The sequence below is a fragment of the Corynebacterium matruchotii genome, assembly GCF_011612265.2.
Classification (GTDB): domain Bacteria; phylum Actinomycetota; class Actinomycetes; order Mycobacteriales; family Mycobacteriaceae; genus Corynebacterium; species Corynebacterium matruchotii.
In genome coordinates this window covers 2127189-2148231 of sequence record NZ_CP050134.2, presented here as the reverse complement: position 1 = coordinate 2148231, position 21043 = coordinate 2127189, and the positions used below count along the sequence as shown (strand labels likewise).

Genomic DNA, 21043 nt, shown 5'->3' with positions numbered 1-21043 from the left:
GATATGAAGGTATTCCTCGTTGACGATCATTCCGTGTTCCGCGCTGGTGTCAAAGCCGAAATAGGAAAGGCGGTGGACATCGTTGGCGAGGCCGGCACTGTCCTTGACGCCATAACCAATATCAGAAACACCACCCCAGACGTGGTATTATTGGATGTTCACATGCCAGATGGTGGTGGTGTCGCGGTGATTCAGGGGGTAGTCAACGGGTCTGTGGCCACCATCCCGAAATTTTTGGCGCTATCAGTCTCCGATGCTGCGGAGGATGTCATCTCCGTCATCAGATCCGGGGCCCGCGGCTATGTCACCAAATCAATCTCCGGTCCGGAACTCGTGGACGCCATCGCCCGAGTCTATGATGGCGATGCCGTCTTTAGCCCCAGACTTGCGGGCTTCGTTCTCGACGCCTTTGCCCGGCCTGATGCCCGAGCCGGCGTCGGTGTGGTCGACGCCCCCGAACGAGACAAAGCGGTCGAACAGGGGCATCCCCCCATTGACGACCCTATAGTCGACGCCCTTACCCGGCGCGAACTGGAGGTGCTTCGACTCCTGGCCAGAGGCTACACATATAAGGAAATCGCCGGTCAGCTCTTTATTTCTATCAAAACGGTCGAAACCCACGCATCGAATATTCTCCGTAAAACCCAGCAGTCGAACCGGCATGCCTTGACCCGGTGGGCGCATTCTCGTGACCTGGACTAGCGTCCGTGGTCGGGTGCTTCTCACTCTGGTGGCGGTCCTGGTGGTGGCCATTGCCAGTCGGGGGCATCCGGTCGCACAGCAGTTTTTTGCACAATTTCCGCGGGTCCACGTGGTGGTCACCGCGTTTTTGGCGTTGGTGGTGCAATCCCTGCCGTTCGTATTGGTGGGGTCTATGTTGTCTGCAACCGTGGCGCTGTGGATGACCCCGGACCGCTGGGCTCGCGTGTTGCCTCGGCGGGGGATAGCCGCGGTGGTGGTTGCCGCCCTGGTGGGGATATGTGTGCCCACCTGTGAGTGCTCGTCCGTGCCATTAGCGAAGCGGATGATGAATTCGGGGGTCACGCCAGCTGCCGCGATTACGGTCATGTTGGCTGCACCGTCCGCAAACCCATTGGTGGTCTACGCTACGTTTATGGCATTCGGTGGGTGGGAGATGGCGGTGGCCCGACTTGTTGCGGGAATGCTTGCGGTCGTGGGGGTGGGAGTTTCCGTCATGGTGTGGGGTGGTCGGGCGTTTGCCGGATTAGGCCTGGTGGCGCCTCATGATGGTGGGCGTCGGTCCTGGTGGGGTCTGATGAGCCATGATGTTGTGGATTCCCTCACGTTTTTGTGCGTGGGGGCGTTCTTGGCTGCGGTCATTAATCTGGTGATGCCGGTGCATTTGTTGGTGTCGCTGAGTCATCAGGTGGTGTTTGCGGTGGTCATCATGATGACGTTGGCGATTGTTGCGTCGTTATGTTCCTTTGGTGATGCGTTTGTGGCGGCATCACTGGTGGGGGTGCATCCGGCGGGAATGTTGGGGTTTATGGTGGTGGGGCCGATTATTGATATGAAATTGGCGTCGATGATGGAGGGAATTTTGGGGGATAGGCCGACACGGTTCATTGCGGTGAGTGGCTTTGTGTCGGCATTAGTCGCCACCCTGACGGTGGCATGTCTATGGGGGTGGTGGGGGTGATGGCTCGGCGGATTGTGGGCAGTTTCTGCGTGTTGGTGGGGGTGGCCTTGGGGTATGCTTCGATAAGTGGAAGTTATCGAGCGTGGGTGTCGCAATCGCCGGTGTTGATTGCGCTGTCGAGCGTTGGGCTTGTGATGGTGGGGCTGACCACGGCTTGCCAGCGTGAACATTGTGGCTGCGGAAATCACGATCACCGCTGGTCACCGTGGGTGTTGGGGTTCTTGGCCGTCATTATTGTGGGGGCAAGTCCTGCGGCGCTACAGCCTGCGCAGGTGGAGACCGCAAACCGGGTGGTGCTTGCCACAAATAATGGGGGCGCCATGCCGCCGTTGCCGCCCGGAGACACGCCAGAATTGGAGATTCCCGATATTATAGGGCGGCTCATGGCGCCGGTGGACGATCAGCTACGCGGGAAGAAAGTGCAGGTCACAGGACAATTAAGTGTAGAGCATGGGGTGAGCTTATTGTCGCGGGTGGTGATCATTTGTTGCGCTGCTGATGCCCGTGCCTATCGGATTGAATTATCCGACCCGCGGCACAAGCTCCGTAACATTCCAGCCGGCACATGGGTGCATGTCACCGTCACATTATTGCCCGGGACTGGCACTGAGCAGCGCAATTGGGTGCCCATTGTGGTGGTTGAGGCGGCGGAGTCTACGGTCGACCCGGGCTATGGTGCGTTACGACGCTAGCCTCCGCAGCGACCGGGTACCGTCGATGATGGGGAATACTATCCACATCCACGCGAAAATCCCCAGCCAGCATATGGTTGTGAGCCACCATGGGGCTGGGGCGAAAACCGGGACCAGGAGTAATGCAATCCAGACCACTATGACGGGCAGCATATCGGTGAGACGTGGTTGCGGTTTCACATTATGGCTGGCAAGAAACTGTTGGACCTGTTTGCGGTAGGGGTGGGTGTAGATAACCATTATGCCGACTGCGATGCATGTCACCATGATGATGGCCCGCATATTTTTGGGGAGATCGGTCGATAATACAGCAACCGCGCAGCTCAACAGCGCGGAGGACGCGATGCGGACTACGAGTGGAGTCTGAGGGGTGGCAGTCATGGTAACACGCTAGCATGTCCGACCTTGCTGGTTTGGGCTATGCGGTTAATGCTGTACGTCGATGATGAGCCTGGTGGGGTTTTGTTCTGTGTGGACTTTGTAGGGATGTTTGCTGTCTTTGAGGCCAATAACAAATTGGGCTTGTCCTTCGAATGTGCCGCCGGAACGCACTTCTGACACTGCCGGCCCTATGCCCGGTACTGGGCTGAGATTTGGATCGTCTCGCCCGACTTCGAACGGCATGGCAACGTTTTTGATGTATAGGTTTAGTGCATGGTCGCCATCATATTTGATGGGTCGGCCGCTGCCCTGCTGGGTGGGATTATCGATGTATTCAGCGGTCCATTCGGGAGTGTTGGTGCCGGCGAAATTAATGGTGACCTGATCGTAGTCGTCATAATTGCCGACGATCATCCCAATGGGGACGAGTTTCCCTTCCTCGGTGTTTTGGTTTGTGCCTGGGTTTGTGTTGCCCTCAGCATTATTGCTTGCGGTGGTTGCAGCTGGAGCGTTGGGGCTGGTGGATGCGGGCTGTTCGGAGGTGGGGGGTGCGGTGGCGGAGGGGGGTTGGGCGGTACTGGCGGTGTTTGCGGGTTTGCTCGTGTTGCTGTCGCTGTTATTGCAGGCAGCGAGGATGAGCGCCGCAACGGTAATGATGATGGCTAAGGTTCGGGGGGTCAGATTCTTTTCACTCATATCACAATAGTAACTTCTGTAACAGGGATTGGCGAGTACGACTGCGTATTATCGGAACGATCGTTGTCAAACCGATATGCTGCGGTTATGCCACTAACATTGCCCTTTTGGCCATATGACTCGATGACTGATGTGTTGGTTTATGGGCTAGCTCTTGCCAAGATGAGATGTGCTGGTTGAACGAGAAGCTATGGGGAAATAGAACTGCTGAGCTGGACTACCGCGGTGGAAGGTGGTTTTGCCGACTGCGTCGGCTGTGGCGGACGTGCCAGTTGCGCGGGTTTCCTTGGTGCCTGTGGTTGCTGTGGTCATTGTCGGGGTTTGGGGCGGAGGTTGGCGTGTTGAAGCTGGTGTGTGTGGGGGTAGGTGATGTGCTGAGCTGGAGTTCTGGCCTGTGGGGCCGCCCTTGGTTGGTACTGAATCGAGAAAGTACAGCTTGGAGTCCGCGGCGTGGGTGCCAGATGGGGTGGCAATGGTTGATAACCGGGCGGCAGCGGGGGAGTAGTGGAAGTGCTGAGCTGGAGTTCTGGTTAAGCGAAGGTGCTATCGGCTGGAAGTCGCAGGTGGCAGAACAGCATGTTTGTTACCCCAGCTCAGCAGTTGTGCTAGCTTGGTGTCGGCATTCTGCGCGGTGTCCTGATCGGCGTTGTGGGTAGGCCCTGGGCAGGTTGTGCGTGTTGGGGAGGTGCCGCCTGATTCGGTGTAAGACTCTCAAGTTTCCTCCGGGCATGCCAACCCATACACTTAAGGAACCATGAATGCCGCCAACCCCATCGAATCCGCCGATTCCTATCCCAGTGCCGTGGGCTACGATCCCTTTGCTGCCAATGCCTGTGCGCTCCCCTCGTCCAGAACATTCTGTTCGGATGTTGCGGCAGAACCCCTGCCTGGTAGTGCTCGTACCGGTGGTGTCTTCGTTCTTTACGAGCATGCCGGTCCGTGGAGCCACGACATACTCGACGGCGGTACCTTTAGTGCGGCCGACACCGAAACGCTCAAGCAGCTCCCTGGTCTTTATCTCATCCGTAAGCCGGGGCGTATCGGCCGACAGTGCGGCCCAGAACACAATACTTACCTGGTGTTTTGTGAGCAAGGGATCACCAAGCATCTGATGATTAGCAGCATTGATGAGTTGGGGGAGCTGGATCTTACCAGCCCCGATACCGTCCCGGAACGAGCACGCGTGATCACCGAACCACAGCTTCTTGTTTGTACACATGCTAAACGGGATCGTTGTTGTGCGATCAAAGGGCGGCCCATCGCCCAGGACCTGGTGCGGGCATTCCCGGATACGCCGATCTGGGAATGCAGCCACACGAAGGGGCATCGCTTCGCCCCCTCCATGATGTTGTTTCCCTGGGCCTATTTTTATGGGCGGCTGAATTCCCGTGCCGCTCAAGACGTATACAGCTATGCCCTGCAGGATAAACTGTTTTTGCCGGGGAATCGAGGCCGGGGAATCTTCACCAGCCAGCAGCAGGTGGCCGAGATAGCGGTTTTAGAAAAAATATTCGATCAGGGTGAGACGCCTCGTCCCGGCGTTCTTACCGTTGCGGCCGCTGCGACCGATGCCGCCACTGCTACCAGTGCGGAACCCTCGGCCCAAGGCCAAGGAGCAGAAAAGCTGCTGGTCACCCATCGGGATGGTCGAGGGTGGCTGGTGACCCTGGAACAGCGGGAAGCTTCGGGGGTTATTCCCAGCTGTGGGGACCAGCCTAAAACCGCTCAGGTATGGGTGGCTACCAGTGTGGCTAGGGCATAGCTGACTCCCAGCCAATTAGCCAACCACTAATCAACCATTGGCTAGCGGCGCATGATCTTTCGGGACAACCAGTTGCCCAAGAGCTGGGCGATCTGCACGATAATGATAATCATGAACGTGGTCACATAGGTGACCTCCAGGTTAAAGGCCCGATATCCCTTGGTGATGGCAAAGTCACCAAGCCCGCCGCCACCGATATAACCGGCCATGGCGGACATGTCCACAATGGCAATGAAACAGAAGGTATAACCCAACACCAGCGGTCCCAAGGCCTCGCGGATGATCACGCCGGTGATGATCTGCCAGGGGCTAGCCCCCATGGCTCGGGCGGCTTCAATCATGCCTGGGTCAATGGTCACAAGGTTTTGCTCCACGATGCGCGCCACCCCGAAGGTCGCGGCGACCGACATGCCGACAATGGCGGCGTCCCGACCAATTTGGCTGCCCACCAGGGCTTTCGTCAGGGGGCCGAGGGTGACAAGCAGAATGATGAAGGGGATGGGGCGAACAAAGTTAACCAGGATGTTGAGGAGCCCGAAAATGAACTTGTTTTGAAGGATGCCCCCGGCGCGGGTGGTGTAGAGCAGCATGCCCAGGATGAGGCCGCACAGTCCACCAATGACGAGGGTGGTGCCGACCATGACCAGGGTGTCGACGATGGCTTCCTGGAATGGGCCGGCGAGCCGATTCCAATTGGTTTCGCCGGCGGCCAGAATAGCAGTGGTCATCGCAGGATCTCCTTAATGTCGGTGGTGCGCTGCAACCGGTTGTGGAAGTCGTCGATCGCAGATTTTGGGCCGGTCAGGCGGACCGTGACTTTGCCAAAGGAGTGGCGTTGCAAAGTGGTGACGCCACCATGCACAATGCCGATCGACGCCCCGTTGCTGCGGGCTTCTGCGGCGGCGGCGAAGAAGCCGGATTCTTCCGTGAGGTTGATGGTGAAGAGGCGTCCTTCGTGGGAAAGCAGTTCCTCCGATTCGATGGTGTCGGGGGTGTTCCGTAGTGAAGTGGCCACGAATTTTTGGGCCACCACGGTTTTGGGGTTGGAAAACACTTCGTAGGTGGTGCCGTACTCCATGATTTTGCCGTTTTCCATGACCGCTACCTTGTCGGCGATGGCGCGAACCACTTCCATTTCATGGGTGATGACCACGATGGTGATGCCTAAGTCCTGGTTGACTTTCCGCAGGAGGTGGAGGACTTCATGCGTGGTTTCTGGGTCGAGGGCGGACGTGGCTTCGTCGGCAAGCAGGAGGGCGGGGTTGCTGGCGAGTGCGCGGGCGATGCCGACGCGCTGTTTTTGGCCGCCGGAAAGCTGTTCAGGGTAGTTACTGCCTCGATCGGAGAGGCCCACGAAGTCGAGAAGTTCGGCCACTCGTTCGTCTCGCTCGTCTTTGGGGATGCCCGCGAGCTTGAGTGGGTAGTCGATGTTGCCGGCGGCGGTGCGCGAATTCATGAGGTTGAACTGTTGGAAGATCATGCCGATATTGCGGCGCACAGCTCGGAGTTCTTTTTCCTTCATGCCCACGATATTGGTGCCGTCGAGAAGCACTTCACCGCTGGTGGGCGTGTCGAGGCCATTAATCATGCGCACAAGTGTGGACTTGCCGGCGCCGGAGTAGCCAATGATGCCAATGATTTCACCAGGTGCTACGGTGAGATTAATATCACTGAGCGCAACAACGTTCTCAGCACCTTTTTTGCGTGACGGGAATGTTTTAGAGAGATTTTTGAATTCGATTTGGGTACCGATCACCTGAAGCCTCTTTCTTGAGGTTAAATCCCTAAAACCCCAGTGGTATTACCGGGGTTTTAGGTGTGGGCTGAGGGAATTATTTGTTGGACTGTTCTAGCCGCTCCAGGATCTTTTGCAAATCCTCGGCGGAACGCGTGACCGGTATTGATGTGCCCTTGGAGTCCTCGGCGACGGCATCCTGCACCTCTTGGGTATGCCATAGCTCTGTCAGCTTCTGGAAGACTTCCTCATCCTTGCGGTCGTGTTTGACCACAAAGGCATTGATGTAGGGTTCGGCAACCTCCGACTTGGGGTCGTCGGCGAAGACAGATAATTTTGGATCGATATTGGCTCGGTCGAGGTAGGTGTTATTAATGATTGCCGGCTTGCCCTCGCCGTAGGCGACCGTGGTTTCGGCGGCGTCAACCGGCACGACCTTCACCTTGGATTTGTCCGGGTCGATGTCTTCTGGGGTGGGGGTGACAGTGTTTTTCGTGTCGTCCTTCAGCGTGACCAGTTTGGCTTGCACCAGCACGTTAATGGCGCGCCCCTGGTTGGAGGGGTCGTTGGGGATGGCGACTTCTTGTCCATCAATGCCGTCGAGGCCAGTGTGATCCTTCCAGAATAGGGCCAAAGGAACAATTTCGGTGGCGCCGACCGGGGTGAGATTGTCCTTGTTAGCAACATTATATTCCGCGAGGAATTTCAGGTGTTGGAATAGGTTCACGTCGATTTGGTCTTGGGACAGCGCTAGATTGGGAGTGTTATAGTCACCAAAGCTTGTGACCTCCAGTTTGATGCCGTTTTCTTTGGCTTTCTGTTCGAATACTTCCCAGGCTTTCTTTTCCGCGTCGGTGGTGCCAATGCGGATGGTGGTTTCGCCATTGGCGCTGGTGGAATTGCTGTTGCTGGAGCAGGCAACCAGGCTGGTGGCGGCTATAACGGTGGCGGCGGTGGCTGCTATGAGGCGGGTGAAACGAATGCCCATAATGTTGAAATCTTCATCCTTAGGTATGCGTGTATTTAACTAGCAGTTGACCCTAGCGCAGTTGCTCAAAAATGTACAGCTTGGTCTATTTGATCCGTGATATAATAGCGCTCTATTGCGCGCAATGCGGCGTCGTAAAGTGCGGTTTTGTGCCCACGGGTGCCGAATGTAACAAAATTGATAACATGCTTGGTAGTGGCAGACTGAGCGGTACGCTTTTCGACGTCCACTAAAGTAGAACCCGCTATGGACGAAACTCTCACCCCCGTGTCGCCGGACCTGATTAAGGTGCGCTATCTTGCCCGCATCCCTTGGTGCATCATTGCTACTGGTGGTGCGGTTGTGTGGGCACGATATTTTGACGACGAATATTGGGGCATTCATTGGGGCTATTATCTCGCCATTATTGCCGGGATTTTTCTGCTGTGGCAGATTTGGCTCATCCCCCGCCAGGTTTATCGCCTTGGCTGGCTCGAAACCGACAACGATTTACTGCTCAGCAAGGGAAAACTCTGGCATACCTTTACCGTCGTTCCCTATGGGCGGGTCCAATATCTCGATGTGAGCCAAGGACCAATCGAACGCAGGTACGGGCTGAAAACCCTGCGATTGCACACCGCATCCGCCAGTGTTGACGCCAAAATCCCCGGACTCGATGCCGACCTCGCCGATGAGCTCCGGGCTCGCATTGCCCGGCGAGCAAAAGAAAACATGATTGACCTATAAACCCATGAACCATCGCGTCCATCCCCTGACCCCTGTGCTTCGTGCCTGGAGCTTTATCGTCGCCTCCATTATTTTTGCCGTCACCACCTTTAGCGACTACACCTTCGATCTCGTCCACCGTCTCCTGTCCAACGACCGCACCGAAACTCTCCAGGCCGCGGGGATCATTGGTGCGGGTGTGGTGATAGCCGCAGGAGCCTCCCTCCTGTGGTGGCGGGCCACCAGCTACACCGTCACCGACATCGATATCGTCTTTCGGTGGGGTCTTATTCGGCGCAAAATCCGCAGTGCCCGCCTGGACCGAACCCAAGCCATTGATGTTGTCCAGCCCTTCCATGCGCGACTTTTCGGGCTGGCCGCCGTGCGCATCGAAACCGCCGGGGGCCATAACTCCCGCATTGAAGTCCGCTACCTGAAACGCCGCGCCGCCGAAAACCTCAAGAAACAATTGCTCGGCCAGTTCACCGAAGGCGAACTCCTCGTTCCTCCCATCCCCATCTATCGTTCCCTGCTGGCGTCGCTTTTTAGCCTGTCGGCGTTCATATCCCTGGTGCTTACCCTCACCAGCATGGGGTTTGATATTCATTTGGCGGCACTGCTGCCGGTATTCGTCAGTACCATCCCCAACATTTGGCGTACTATTGATGGCTCCTACCAATTCACTGCCCATCGAGTTGGCGACACTATCAATGTTTCCTATGGGCTTGCCAACCTCCAACGCAAAACCCTCAACATGTCCCGGGTTCACGCGATCAGTCTCCGAAAAACCGCCCTATGGCGGCCGTTTGGTTGGTGGCGGGTCCAGGTCACCGTCGCAGGCTACGGCGAGCGCAGCGACGGCATGACCATCCTCCCCGTCGGCGACAAACGCACGGCCATGATGCTGTGCGAACTGCTCACCGGGTGCCGGGTTGACCCCGACCAGCCGGCGCACCCCCAATTCCGCAGCCCAGCCCGCGCATTCCTCGTGTCCCCCATCGACTTTCGCCGCCAAACATTCGAGCTTACCGACGACTGTGCCATCGAACACCGTGGCTTTTTCGGGCATCGTGCCGCCATCGTGTTTCGTCGGCACATCCAAGAATTTGGCGTCTTCACTGGGCCTATCCAGCGAATCACCAATATTTCTACGGTGAAACTTCACCTGGTGCAGGGGCCGGTGAGCATGAGTGGACGCGACCTAAATCGAGACGATGCCCAGCGCTTGCTTTGGGCATTGCATGGGCATCGCTCACCAGCGCTATGACTTCTTGTTCCGGGTTCGTGGATCGTGTGGCTTGGGGACAGCCTTTTTAGGCGTGGCGTCTTGAGCCGCTTCGGGCTTTTTGTCCTCGGGCTTTTTGCTGGTATCTGCTCCGGCCTGCGCGCTGTTGGCGGGGGTGGCCTCGGCTTTCTTAGAAGCCTCGACCTTGGGGGCTGCCGCCTCGGTTTCTGCGGTCGTGGAAGTAGCTTTGTGGGCTGTGGCCTTGGGAGCTGTGGTCTTAGCGGTCTCGGCTTTGCTGGGCTCTACCACCTTGTCGGCCGCAGTTTTGCTGGGAGCTGCTGCTTCGTTGGGTGCTGCCGGTTTGCTGGGCGTTTCGGCTTTGGAGTCGTTAGCCTTGGGGTCGTCAGCTGCGGGTTTGCTGTCCTGTGGCTTGGACTCGGTAACTTTGGGCGAGGCCTCAGGCTCAGGTGCTTCGGATGCCGCTGTTTCGGCAGGTTTCACGTCGGAAATCTTCTCCGCGATGATCGAAATGGCGCCTAAATTCTGGGCATTCTCGCTGAAAACCTTCCGCATTGCCAAGACCCGCTTGCGTGCCTGTGGGTTACGGGCCAGATTAAACATAATCTTCAATACCCGTGGGCCCTCATCCTCAATCATTTGCTTGGGCTGCAGTAACCCCATGGGTGCCACCTTGATTGATAGCACCTTAAACCCGTTATTTTCCAATAGCTCGCTCCACTCGGTGGCAGTCAACGGGCGAGCATTCACCTTGATCGTTGTGGCCAGAGCCTTGCGCAGATTATCGGCAACCGTTTGATCGACATTATTAGGGGTAAGCAGCAGCTCGTGAATGGCATATCGTCCCCCCGTGGCTAGGATGCGATTCGCCTCGGAAACAATAGCGGCTTTTCCCTTTTCGCCCTGCATGGTGAGCATTGCTTCGCCCACCACTAAATCGGCAGAGCCTGCCGGCAAGCCAGTATCAGATGCCACACCATTGATGACCTCGGTAGGGATTCCCAGCCGAGCTTGCTTTGTGGACAACGTGGTTGCGGTGGCCGCATCCGGGTCTTGATCTACGCCGGTATACGTTTTCGGGTTTCGATCCAGAATTTCAGCAGCTGTGATTCCCAAGCCCGGCGCAAATTCCACTACACGCTTATTTGTAGGATTCGCATTATCAATCATCCAATTGGTGAGTTTCTTTCCACCAGGACGAAGCACCTTTTTCCCGAGCTTAGCCAGCAACCAATGCCCTTGTAGATGGGCTTCATCTCGATCACGCTTACTACTTGCCTCGTGTGCCATACGTGTTCCTTTCGGGGTTAGTGTAGGCAGTCTTTACTATCCCATTATGCAGATTGGCCGGGGGTGGTGGGGTAAAGATTTCGTAACCATAGATGTTGCGTATTGAGTCAAGTGGTATGGCCATTACGATTGTCGCGGTTGTTCCAGCCTCTGTGGTTGTTTCCGGTTTGTTGGAGATTTGGGCTTGGTAAATTTGGCTAGATTGTGCTCGATGCGTTGTGGGAGTCAGGCATGGTGGGATCGGCTGCGCCGGGATAACCCAATTGTCGCCATACTTCGTAAATGGCCACGGAGGCGGCATTGGCCAGATTCATCGACCGGATCCCCGGCCGCATGGGAATCCGTACAATTTCCGTGATTCGTGGATGGTGTAATGCCGACTCATCCAAGCCAGTAGGTTCCGTTCCAAAGAGTAATACGTCACCAAATCGGTAGGTGATATCGGTGTGGGTGGTGGTGCCATGCGAACTAAACGCGAAGACTCGGTGTTGGTGCTCCGGTAAGGTGTCGAAACAATTCTGGAGATTTTTGTATACCTGCACATTGGCGAAGTCGTGGTAATCCAGGCCGGCACGCTTGAGATTTTTATCCTTCAGATTGAACCCTAATGGCCCAGCCAGGTGGAGGGTTGCACCAGTGTTTGCGCAGAGGCGGATGGCATTGCCGGTGTTTGGGGGAATGCATGGTTGGTCGAAAATAATATGGGCAAATGACGCGAAAGGTTCAGTGGTCATGATTAAGCACTTTACGCCGCAACGGATGGTGTATTGATAATGCGACATAGCGTGGCACCGACAGGAGGTTGATAGGGAATGGCGTTGCAAAATCTGACCGGCTATTGGTGAAGTCGTTCAATTTGGGTGATTTTTGGTTTTGCCGCCATGCTGAATCGTACGGGTATGCGCTCGGATGTCCACGGGGTCGGTAGGTTCCGGCAACAGCGAAAGGTTGGCGAAAGTACCGAGCTGGACTTTCTCGATTCAGTATCCATTTGCTGGGGCGTTAATTCTGAGAACTCCAGCTCAGCACCTTTACTACTTCATAATGATGGCCTATACGCCTGCCGATTTTTCCGATGGGTTGGTTGAGTTAGCGCACAGTCAGGGAATGTAGGTGTGGGGCAATCGCATGGATGATTATCAGTGCAGGATTACGGCTCTTAGATTCTAGGCGGTGAATATAATGGCAACCATGACAGCAATCAAACTTGACGGCAATCTCTATCGGGATGAGATTTTTGCGGATCTCGCCACTCGCGTTCAGGCACTCCAGGAAAAAGGAATCACGCCAGGGTTGGCGACCGTGCTGGTGGGGGATGATCCCGCCAGCCATGCATATGTCAAAATGAAGCACCGGGACTGTGAACAGGTGGGGGTGAAGTCGATTCGAAAGGACTTGCCAGCAGATATTAGCCAGGAAGAATTGCATGCCGTCATTGATGAGCTCAATGCTGATCCCGCATGTACTGGTTACATTGTTCAGCTGCCATTGCCCAAGCATCTCAATGAAAATGCCGTGCTGGAGCGTATTGATCCGGCTAAAGACGCCGATGGTCTACATCCAGTGAACTTGGGTAAATTGGTTCTGAACGAACCCGCCCCATTGCCTTGCACTCCTAACGGTGCCATTCATTTGCTGAAACGTTATGGTGTGGAGAGCGTGGGTAAAAAAGTTGTGGTTATTGGTCGGGGCGTGACCGTGGGACGGCCGATTGGGCTTATGCTCACCCGTAAGACGGAAAACGCCACGGTGACGTTGTGTCATACCGGTACACAGGATCTGAAGGCTGAAACCATTGCTGCCGATATTATTGTTGCTGCCGCAGGTAAGGGACATATGCTGACCGCTGACATGGTGAAGCCCGGCGCGGCGGTGCTTGATGTGGGCGTGTCCCGGGTTGATGGCAAATTGCTTGGTGACGTTCACCCTGATGTGTGGGCAGTTGCCGGCCATGTTTCCCCCAACCCCGGTGGCGTAGGCCCACTAACCCGGGCCTTTTTGGTGCGCAATGTGGTAGAACGTGCGGAGCAGCAACTGGAGCAAAATGGCTGACGCTGAGGCGACAGCTGCAACCGTTCCCGCTAAGGCCGAAAAACCCGAATCGTCAGAACATAATCCATCGGAGGGGAAACCCACCAGGCAAAAACCGGCAAACATCCTTGATAATCCGCATGATGTTGGCCTCAAACCTTCCAAACTGCCTTTGACGGCGCAATACGGTTGTTTGGGACTCTTCCTGTTAGCGATTGTGGTGTCTGGCGGATTCGCGGTCATGGAGCACTGGCGCCGCGCCACGTTCACTCTAGGAGCTGGACTGGTATGGCTGTCGGTGGTGCGGTTAACCTGTGATTCGAAAGTTCTTTCGGTGTTGGCGGTGCGGTCTCGGAAGTTTGATGCGATCTTTACGTCTGTTGTTGGTGCTTTTATCCTCTTTCTTTCAGCATCCGTGGACTCCCTGGGGAGTTAGCCGGAGAGCCGTTAGCCTACGAACCACCTTGGGGAGTCTTGGTGAGCCTGCTGGGAAATCCCCCAAGATGCTGCAGATTTGCTGAGCTGGGGTAACAAATACGCAGCATTGAGGCTATAGGTATCTTGATGGTGGTCACGGCATTCTCGGCCGGAACTCCAGCTCAGCGAACTTGCTACGGAAAGCTGCCATCGTGGATTTGCGAAAACTGGGCGGATACTTGCGCGTCAGACCCTGCTGTTATCCTATTGCGTCATCACATAACCACACCACTGTGGCTATAGCGCAAGTGCTGAGCTGTACTTTCTCGATTCAGATGCCACTGTGGTGGGGCCTGGAGAACGCAACTCCAGCTCAGTAGTTTCGATACTGGTGGGGTGGCTGCCTTAAAAGGCGGGAAATCGGTTCGGCGGTGACTCGTGAAGGCCAGGTTTCTTATGGTGACAGGGGTCGCCGGGGAATGGGCTCGCTTGATCGTCCCGGATCCGTCATACTGACTCCCAGGACTGTGCAGGGTACAGCCCCAAAAGCCCTAAATGAAATACATATTGGCGTCTGTGCCATTGGCATCCGCCATGGTGAGAAAATGCCGAATAATTCGGCTGACCTGTCGGCATTCCACCAAGAATGCGTCGTGTCCAACTGGTGAGGAAATCTTAGCCATCGCCAGTAAATTGCCCAAGTTGCGGGAGAGGTGTTCCTGCTGGTGGTAGGGGTAAAGAATGTCTGTGTCTACGCCGGCGATCATGGTTGGCACTTGTGATGCGGCAAGCGCCTTATTGAGTCCGCCGCGTCCGCGTCCGATATCGTGCCGGTTCATGGCCTCGGTCAGGGTGACATATGTGCCAGCGTCGAATCGTTCGGTGAGTTTTACCCCCTGATAATCAAGGTAGCTTTGTACCGCGAATCGTTGATGGGGATCACGGTAGGGACCTAGCGGATTTTCCCCTGGTTGGACTGTGGTGCCAAAACGCTCGTCGATTTCTAGTTCGCCTCGGTAAGTGAGGTGTGCGATGCGCCGGGCCGCGGCCAAACCGTTGTGCGGGGTGGCTTCGGTGCGATAGTAGTCGCCACCCTGCCAGTCGGGGTCTTGTTCGATAGCGGATATTTGGGCGGTTTGTATCCCGATTTGCCAGGCACTGGCTCGGGCTGAGACCGCAAGCACGAGTGCGGCGTTGACGAGTTGTGGGTAGAGCAGGGTCCATTCCAAGGTTCGGGCCCCACCCATGGAGCCGCCGAGGACCGCGAGTATCTGCGTTACCCCGACTTTGTCGAGGAATTGTTTTTCCGCTGCCACCAGGTCCCGAATAGAGAGCGCGGGGAAACGGGATCCCCAGTGGTTGCCGTCGGGTGCGAGGCTGGTCGGCCCTGTGGAGCCCATGCATCCGCCCAGGGCATTGGTGCAGAGCACACAATATTTATCGGTATCCAGGGCTTTTCCCGGCCCGACCACGCCATCCCACCAGTCGACCACATTGGAATCCCCCGTCAATGCGTGTTCTACCACGATGAGGTTATTGCCGTGGAAGGTTCCCCATGCCTGGTAAGCGATGGTGACATTGGGAATGGTTGCGCCAGCTTCGGTTATAAACTCGCCGATGTCTACTTTATGCAGCGTTCCCGTGGTGTCGAGCATGAGGTTTCCTTTCGTGGTCTGAATGAACTTATGCTACCTGGACAGCTTGGTCTAGTCGAATATGCGTGGTACAGCCACAGTGTCGGTTTCCTGGCCCCGTGGGTGTGCTTTGCGACGCCTTCCCATGGCGAAACTACATCGCATTCATGCTGGGCATAAGTCACACCAAGAGTGCTGTTACCGTCATCACCCCTGCGGTTGTGGGCCTGCCAAAGCGACCATAGAGATACCAACCTGAATGCGGCCGCAGCCTATTGCGACCACATTATTTGTTTTGCCGCTAGCGTGGTGGCGTCCTAAGGCCCGACGCCGTGTCACCGATAATGCAGAAAACCTGCCCGACCTTATTTCCGAAAGGATAACCCTATGAAATATCGTGTGATGAGTGTGGCATTGGCCGTGAGTCTTGCCCTGTGCCCCCAACCCGTTTTCGCCGCCAAAGCGGGCAATGGGGGACTTCCCCCGCCGGGATGGTTGCGGCGGTAACTGGCGGAACGATTGCCGAGTACACAACCGGTACCAGCTCGTCAAGCTCTGGCCCCCCCGCGGTGGTGGGCAAGATCGGTGCTGATATCGCGCAGCAACAGGCGAGGGGGTAGCTTAGCGGTTTAGCTCGGCTGTGGTTGCTGGTAATGTATTCATCTGGCGAGATGCAAAAAACCCATAATGGCCGTCCCTGTTGCAAGGTGACGACCATTATGGGTTTTGCGAATATTATGCGGCTGCGGAGGCCAATGGTTGCGCTGGGGTAGGGAGGGTCGTTGTGTGTGCTTTTTTCAGCGTCGTGAGTCGGTAGCTGAATATTGCGATCACAAAGACGACACCGATTCCTAGGGGAATGTATTCCCATAGTTTCATTTGGAAATCCCCGAAATAGGTAATGAACGCCATGACCATGACGAGAATATTCACCGCAACAATGGAGTTTTTCTGCTGCTCAGCCGCATCAGGATTGGTCGAGTTCTTGGCGGGAGTGCCAAAAACTAAATTATCCGCGGGGGTTTTGATGATGATTCGGGTGAATGCCAATAGGATGGCAATGGAGAGGATTCCCGAGAACAAGATTGCGGTGTTGCTGGCCAGTAAGAGTCCGGCAGCAATGAGGGCGGGTGGGAAGAACGCCGCCGTTCGCATGGTTTTGGCGGGTGTTAGTGTGCCAAAATTATTCAGCGCCGACCATAGTTTTTCGGGGTTGCCCATCATACGGGCCCCCTGAAAGACCAGGTAGGCTCCTGCGAAGAATCCGCAGAGATAAACTAATAATCCAGTGGCAGACATTGCCGCTGCTCCTTTATTTTGTTCATAGATTTGGTGTTCCTTGCGGAACGTCACAACTCATCGTAATAGCATTACGTTATATCTTGCTTAAAATTAGCTGCGTACTTCGCCTCATGTTTTCGGTGAAAATGGTGGTTATTCTTAAGGACTAGTTTTTCAGCATGCGAAGAATCACCATGGCGCATTATGCCCACGATAACATGGGGACTTATGGGGTACGGTGTTGCCATTCGGCGGTTTTTATGGGGCGAATTTCACACTTTTACACTCTTTGGTTACCTCCGGTTGAGGGTAGGCGTGAGGGCCTAATTTTGTTGTTGATGCGTGCAACAATATATCAAAGTGCCAGTTGAAACAGTAAATCATTACGATAATGGCTGCTTTATACCTATATTCCAAATAATCTGCATCGTTGTAGTCTGGGTCACCTATATACTGAGTGAGTTCCGAATCACACGGAGATGCGTTTTTCCCGTGTTTCCTCGTGTGGTCACCATGAAACCGTTGTAAAAGAAATTGAGTTTAATCATGGCTGAAGCTTCTACTGCTCCGCGCATTGCGGAACCCAAAAAACCTAGAAGGGATAACACCCACTGGCTTTATATCGGCGTCATTGTTGCAGTGATCGCCGGCATTGTCTTTGGTTTGGTTGCTCCCAATGTGGCCAAGGAATTTAAGGTGCTAGGCACCATGTTCGTCAATCTCATTAAGATGATGATCTCGCCGGTGATTTTCTGCACCATTGTGTTGGGCATTGGTTCGGTGCGGGCCGCCGCGAGTGTGGGGAAAGCCGGCGGTATTGCCCTCGGGTATTTCATCACCATGTCCACGTTTGCCCTTGCCGTGGGGTTGGCCGTAGGCAACATTATTGAGCCTGGCCATAATCTGAATATTGAGGCCACGAAAACCGCGGGGGCTGAATATGCTGCCAAGGCCGATCACGGTGGTGGCACGATCGGGTTTATCCAGTCCATTATTCCCGATACGCTGTTTTCCGCGCTCACCGAGGGCTCAGTGTTGCAAACCCTCTTTGTGGCGCTCCTCGTGGGTTTTGCGGTGCAGTCCATGGGTCGGAAGGGCGAGCCGATATTGGGTGCCATTGCTCACCTGCAGCGGTTGGTCTTCAAGATCCTTACCATGATCCTCTGGATCGCCCCCATCGGCGCTTTTGGTGCTATCGCCGGCGTGGTGGGTGCCACCGGTATCGAGGCGGTCAAGCAGCTTGCCATTTTAATGGTTGCCTTCTACATCACCTGCGTTATCTTCGTGTTTGGGGTTTTAGGGCTGGTTCTGCGGCTATTTACCGGGTTCAGCATTTTCAAATTGGCCAAATATTTGGGCCGCGAGTATCTGCTTATTCTCGCAACGTCTTCTTCCGAGTCGGCCTTGCCGAATCTGATGCGCAAGATGGAGCATGTGGGAGTGGACAAGTCCACCGTGGGCATCGTCGTGCCCACCGGTTATTCCTTCAACCTGGATGGTACCGCCATTTATCTCACCATGTCGGCTATTTTCATTTCCGATGCCATGAACAAGCCGCTGTCGCTGAGCGAACAAATTGGTTTGTTGGTCTTTATGATTATCGCATCTAAGGGTGCCGCGGGTGTGTCCGGTGCCGGCATTGCCACTTTGGCGGCGGGTCTGCAGTCGCACCGTCCCGAACTGCTCGATGGTGTGGGTGTCATTGTGGGTATTGACCGGTTCATGTCTGAAGCCCGGGCGTTAACTAATTTCTCCGGTAACGCGGTTGCCACGCTTCTGGTCGGAACTTGGACGAAAACTATTGATAAGCAAAAAGTTATGGATGTTCTTGATGGCAAGATCCCATATGTGGATAGCGGTAGCGATCATGATGTGGATTTCAAGAATCCCAGTGTTGTGAACCCTGCCACCGCAGAATTGCAACCTACACCGCAGGTGGATCTGGACGCATATCGGCATTAGTAGATTTTTTGCGAATCGGTCACATTCCCCCTAAATGTGTGGCAACATATAAATAATATGTTACTGTAATCTGGGCCACAATAACCGAAAATTACCCTAGAAAGGGGGAGGTATGCCCACGTCCGATTCGCCGCACACCGCAGGTGTACCACCCGCCACCGCATCGGTAGAGTTGCCAAAAGTACCAGTCGCAGAGGCCATTGCACTCATGATGGCACTTCTGGTGGCGGTGTTTGCATTCCAATGAAATGCTTCCATGCTGTCACCTGCATTGAAGACCATGGAGGTGGAACTGGAGACCACTGAGGCGCAGATTGGCCTTACGCAAACCGCGTTCTTTACAGCTGCTGCCCTGTTTTCCCTGTTCTTGCCGCGGTGGGGTGACCTTATTGGCCGTCGTAAAGTTTTGGTGGGCATGTTAGCCATCACCGCTGTGGGCTGTGTTATTTCGGCAATAGCACCGAACGTGACCGTGTTGTTTGTCGGCCGTGTGATTCAAGGCGTTTGCGGCCCAACCATTTCTCTGACCTTGATTATGCTGCGGCAGCAAGTACCCAACGAAAAGCAATATGCGTTACTGATGGGCATTTTGGCCTCCGTTAACGGTGGTATTGCCGGTGTGGACGCCCTGGCCGGTGGCTGGTTGGCGGGAACGTTTGGGTTCCGCTCGATTTTCTGGGTCATGGCAGTCATCTGTGCTATCGGTGTGGTGAGCGTGCGGTTGTTCACGCGGGAATCCACCGCCGAAGAAACCATGCCCATGGACTGGCTTGGTGTGTTGCCGCTGACGGTGTCCATTGGCTCACTCTTAATTGCTTTCAACGAAGCCGGGAAGCTTGCCGCCGCCAACTGGTTGATGGTCGTTGGTCTGCTTGTACTTGGTGGCATCGGTATCGCAGTGTTCTTGAAGATTGAGGCCAAGGTGCCTCACCCGCTCGTCACTGTTACGTATCTGAAGCAACGTAGGACCTGGGCCCTGTTGTCGACAACTGTCCTCACCATGACCAGCGTGTTTGCCGTCATGAACGGCATTATCCCCAACCTGGCCCAGGACGCCACCTATGGCCCAGGCGTCGACACCAATATGGTTTCTTGGTACACCCTTACCCCATACGCGTTGGCTGGCCTGGTCTTCGGGCTGCTCGCTGGCATCTTTGCCGCAAAATTGGGCTATAAGCGCATGCTTCAGATTGGTCTTGTCGGTATGTTCATCGGCCTTCTGATCGCAGTGTTTAGCAGTGGCATGGCGAACGAATGGGTGCTGCTATTCATCGCCATCTTCATGGGCGTCACCTACGCCGGCACGGTCAACATTATGCTCAGCGGTTTGGGCATTGTGCTCAGCCCTGCCGATAACCAGGGTTATCTTCCGGGCATGAATGCGGGCGCCTTCAACCTGGGTGCGGGAATCAGTTTCGCCGCCCTGTTCGCGGTGGTGTCGATGTTCAAGGACGCAGACGGCGGCTATGCTGCGGGCATCATCGCTGGTGCCATCATTGCGGCGATTGCGTTCTGCACGTCGATGCTCATTCCGAAGCCGGAAACCATTGACGACACCGTTGCTGCCCGCGATGCACGTGAAGCGCTTGAAAAGATGAAAATCGACGCATGACAACCGCAAAGCGAATCATTCTTGATTGCGACCCGGGCCACGATGATGCCGTTGCTATCCTCCTGGCCCTGGGTGATCCCCGCATTGAAGTGTTGGGAATCACAACGATTGGTGGCAATCAGACCTTGGAGAAGGTGTCCCGAAACGCCCGAGTGGTGTGCACTGTTGCCGGTGTTACCGATGTGCCCGTGTATGCTGGCTGCACCCGACCTCTGGTACGTGACGTGGAAGTGGCTGCCGATATTCACGGTGATACGGGCATGGAAATCCACAGCTATCAGCTGCCGGAGCCCGCGTTTGACCTGGCAGACGGGCATGCCGTGGATTTCATTATCGACACCATCATGTCCGAGGAGCCGGGTACCGTGACCCTGGTGCCCACCGGTCCGCTCACAAACATTGCCATGGCTGCCCGCAAGGAGCCGCGCATTGTGGAGCGAGTGCAGGAAGTCGTGCTCATGGGCGGCGGCTACCATGTGGGCAATTGGTCAGCGGTGGCGGAATTCAACATCAAGGTCGACCCCGAAGCCGCTTACATTGTGTTCAATGAAAAATGGCCGGTGACCATGGTGGGCTTGGACCTCACTCACCAAGCCCTGGCGACCGCTCCCGTGGAGACGGAAATCGCAGGTCTCGGCACTGATCTGGGCGATTTTGTGGTGGGCTTGTTTGGATATTTCCGCGAGGCCTATAAGAATGCACAAGGGTTCGACGATCCGCCCGTGCACGACCCCTGTACCGTCGCTTACCTCATCGACCCGACCGTGGTGTCGGTGCGACGCGCGCCGGTGTCCGTGGAGCTGACCGGCACCTTGACCACCGGCATGACCGTGGCCGACTTCCGCGCGCCCGCCCCGCCCGACTGCCACACGCAGGTGGCGGTGCAGCTGGACCACGCCGGTTTCTGGCGGCTCGTCATTGACGCTTTACGACGCCTGGCGCCGCCGTCGTAAA

Annotated in this window: 21 protein-coding genes; 12 read left to right on the top strand and 9 right to left on the bottom strand. The window is 55.6% G+C overall.

Annotation, left to right across the window (positions count from 1 at the left end; all coding sequences use genetic code 11):
• Positions 1–3: 3 nt before the first annotated feature.
• From HBA49_RS09545 to HBA49_RS09535, 3 genes are read left to right on the top strand one after another with little or no spacing between them, the layout of a single operon-like run.
• Positions 4–702, top strand: coding sequence for a LuxR C-terminal-related transcriptional regulator (locus HBA49_RS09545; RefSeq protein WP_005519872.1), 699 nt, complete (start codon positions 4–6; stop codon positions 700–702).
• Complete coding sequence (locus HBA49_RS09540; RefSeq protein WP_225866047.1) at positions 689–1660, top strand: permease; 972 nt, start codon at positions 689–691, stop codon at positions 1658–1660. The genes HBA49_RS09545 and HBA49_RS09540 overlap by 14 nt, the downstream gene beginning before the upstream one ends.
• Positions 1636–2352: a TIGR03943 family putative permease subunit gene (locus tag HBA49_RS09535; protein WP_040431362.1), complete on the top strand. Its 717-nt coding sequence runs from the start codon at positions 1636–1638 to the stop codon at positions 2350–2352. The genes HBA49_RS09540 and HBA49_RS09535 overlap by 25 nt, the downstream gene beginning before the upstream one ends.
• Here HBA49_RS09535 and HBA49_RS09530 read toward each other — a convergent pair.
• Together HBA49_RS09530 and HBA49_RS13020 are read right to left on the bottom strand one after the other, a co-directional pair.
• Complete coding sequence (locus tag HBA49_RS09530) at positions 2341–2733, bottom strand: hypothetical protein (protein ID WP_040431360.1); 393 nt, start codon at positions 2731–2733, stop codon at positions 2341–2343. The two genes, HBA49_RS09535 and HBA49_RS09530, sit on opposite strands and share 12 nt — an antisense overlap.
• Before the next feature lie 45 nt (positions 2734–2778).
• Complete coding sequence (locus tag HBA49_RS13020; protein WP_005524549.1) at positions 2779–3429, bottom strand: AMIN-like domain-containing (lipo)protein; 651 nt, start codon at positions 3427–3429, stop codon at positions 2779–2781.
• A 754-nt stretch (positions 3430–4183) separates the two neighbouring features.
• On the opposite strand from HBA49_RS13020, the gene HBA49_RS09520 reads away from it, so the two are divergent.
• Entirely contained in the window at positions 4184–5191 is a 1008-nt protein-coding gene (locus tag HBA49_RS09520; protein ID WP_005523931.1) for a sucrase ferredoxin, read from the top strand.
• A gap of 41 nt (positions 5192–5232) precedes the next feature.
• On the opposite strand, the gene HBA49_RS09515 is transcribed toward HBA49_RS09520, so the two are convergent.
• The 3 genes from HBA49_RS09515 to HBA49_RS09505 all read right to left on the bottom strand — a co-directional run bounded on the left by HBA49_RS09515 (position 5233) and on the right by HBA49_RS09505 (position 7908).
• On the bottom strand, positions 5233–5919 hold the full coding sequence (locus HBA49_RS09515) for a methionine ABC transporter permease (protein WP_005519882.1): 687 nt from the start codon (positions 5917–5919) through the stop codon (positions 5233–5235).
• Positions 5916–6947: a methionine ABC transporter ATP-binding protein gene (locus HBA49_RS09510; protein WP_005524191.1), complete on the bottom strand. Its 1032-nt coding sequence runs from the start codon at positions 6945–6947 to the stop codon at positions 5916–5918. Before HBA49_RS09510 ends, HBA49_RS09515 begins: the two co-directional genes overlap by 4 nt.
• 76 nt (positions 6948–7023) lie before the next feature.
• A complete protein-coding gene (locus HBA49_RS09505; protein ID WP_040431504.1) occupies positions 7024–7908 on the bottom strand; it encodes a MetQ/NlpA family ABC transporter substrate-binding protein in 885 nt (294 codons plus the stop codon).
• A 252-nt stretch (positions 7909–8160) separates the two neighbouring features.
• Here HBA49_RS09505 and HBA49_RS09500 point away from each other — a divergent pair, with 252 nt between their 5' ends.
• Both HBA49_RS09500 and HBA49_RS09495 read left to right on the top strand, forming a co-directional pair.
• Positions 8161–8640 carry a PH domain-containing protein gene (locus HBA49_RS09500; RefSeq protein ID WP_005523892.1) on the top strand — a complete coding sequence of 160 codons (480 nt, stop codon included), beginning with the start codon at positions 8161–8163 and terminating at the stop codon, positions 8638–8640.
• A 4-nt stretch (positions 8641–8644) separates the two neighbouring features.
• A complete protein-coding gene (locus HBA49_RS09495; RefSeq protein ID WP_040431356.1) occupies positions 8645–9886 on the top strand; it encodes a PH domain-containing protein in 1242 nt (413 codons plus the stop codon).
• Here HBA49_RS09495 and HBA49_RS09490 read toward each other — a convergent pair.
• Together HBA49_RS09490 and HBA49_RS09485 are read right to left on the bottom strand one after the other, a co-directional pair.
• Positions 9881–11152: a class I SAM-dependent methyltransferase gene (locus HBA49_RS09490; RefSeq protein WP_005523906.1), complete on the bottom strand. Its 1272-nt coding sequence runs from the start codon at positions 11150–11152 to the stop codon at positions 9881–9883. The two genes, HBA49_RS09495 and HBA49_RS09490, sit on opposite strands and share 6 nt — an antisense overlap.
• 197 nt (positions 11153–11349) lie before the next feature.
• The gene (locus HBA49_RS09485; RefSeq protein ID WP_005519889.1) at positions 11350–11886 is read right to left on the bottom strand and encodes a tRNA (cytidine(34)-2'-O)-methyltransferase; all 537 of its coding nucleotides are present in this window, start codon (positions 11884–11886) and stop codon (positions 11350–11352) included.
• A gap of 457 nt (positions 11887–12343) precedes the next feature.
• On the opposite strand from HBA49_RS09485, the gene HBA49_RS09480 reads away from it, so the two are divergent.
• Together HBA49_RS09480 and HBA49_RS09475 are read left to right on the top strand one after the other, a co-directional pair.
• Entirely contained in the window at positions 12344–13204 is an 861-nt protein-coding gene (locus HBA49_RS09480; protein WP_112767137.1) for a bifunctional methylenetetrahydrofolate dehydrogenase/methenyltetrahydrofolate cyclohydrolase, read from the top strand.
• A 103-nt stretch (positions 13205–13307) separates the two neighbouring features.
• Positions 13308–13619: a DUF3017 domain-containing protein gene (locus HBA49_RS09475; RefSeq protein ID WP_172458858.1), complete on the top strand. Its 312-nt coding sequence runs from the start codon at positions 13308–13310 to the stop codon at positions 13617–13619.
• Positions 13620–14151: 532 nt separating this feature from the next.
• On the opposite strand, the gene metX is transcribed toward HBA49_RS09475, so the two are convergent.
• Positions 14152–15255 (bottom strand): homoserine O-acetyltransferase MetX, encoded by a 1104-nt coding sequence (metX, locus tag HBA49_RS09470; RefSeq protein WP_005524122.1) that lies wholly within the window; start codon positions 15253–15255, stop codon positions 14152–14154.
• A gap of 714 nt (positions 15256–15969) precedes the next feature.
• Complete coding sequence (locus HBA49_RS09465; RefSeq protein WP_225866091.1) at positions 15970–16533, bottom strand: hypothetical protein; 564 nt, start codon at positions 16531–16533, stop codon at positions 15970–15972.
• Between the two features lie 528 nt (positions 16534–17061).
• Here HBA49_RS09465 and HBA49_RS09460 point away from each other — a divergent pair.
• The 4 genes from HBA49_RS09460 (at position 17062) to uriH (ending at position 21042) form a co-directional block, all read left to right on the top strand.
• Positions 17062–18477 carry a C4-dicarboxylate transporter DctA gene (locus tag HBA49_RS09460; protein ID WP_005519900.1) on the top strand — a complete coding sequence of 472 codons (1416 nt, stop codon included), beginning with the start codon at positions 17062–17064 and terminating at the stop codon, positions 18475–18477.
• Between the two features lie 112 nt (positions 18478–18589).
• Positions 18590–18724 carry a hypothetical protein gene (locus tag HBA49_RS13185; RefSeq protein WP_005524204.1) on the top strand — a complete coding sequence of 45 codons (135 nt, stop codon included), beginning with the start codon at positions 18590–18592 and terminating at the stop codon, positions 18722–18724.
• A gap of 9 nt (positions 18725–18733) precedes the next feature.
• Entirely contained in the window at positions 18734–20089 is a 1356-nt protein-coding gene (gene uriT, locus HBA49_RS09455; protein WP_005524739.1) for a uridine transporter UriT, read from the top strand.
• Positions 20086–21042: a uridine-preferring nucleoside hydrolase UriH gene (gene uriH / locus HBA49_RS09450; RefSeq protein ID WP_005524409.1), complete on the top strand. Its 957-nt coding sequence runs from the start codon at positions 20086–20088 to the stop codon at positions 21040–21042. Before uriT ends, uriH begins: the two co-directional genes overlap by 4 nt.
• Position 21043 lies beyond the last annotated feature (1 nt).